At 64.6% G+C, this 212-nt stretch carries 1 protein-coding gene; it reads left to right on the forward strand.

The window, feature by feature from the left end; all coding sequences use genetic code 11:
• Positions 1–212, forward strand: a 212-nt coding sequence (locus tag WA670_RS45160; protein WP_336162332.1) for an orotidine 5'-phosphate decarboxylase / HUMPS family protein, incomplete at both ends; no start/stop codon positions are given.

Here is a 212-nt window from a genome sequence, read left to right on the forward strand (position 1 = left end):
AGGAGTTTGTTGTGCGGTTGCAGGTTGCGTTGGATGTGCTGGATGTGGGTTCGGCGTTGGCGTTGGCGCGTCAGGTGGCGGGGGAGGTGGATATTTTGGAGCTGGGGACGCCGTTGGTGAAGTCGGCGGGGATTGCGGCGGTGACGGCGGTGAAGGCGGCGCATCCGGACAAGCTGGTGTTCGCGGATTTGAAGACGGCGGACGCGGGGGAG

The organism is Amycolatopsis sp. VC5-11 (assembly GCF_037034185.1).
GTDB classification, from domain to species: Bacteria; Actinomycetota; Actinomycetes; order Mycobacteriales; family Pseudonocardiaceae; genus Amycolatopsis; species Amycolatopsis nivea.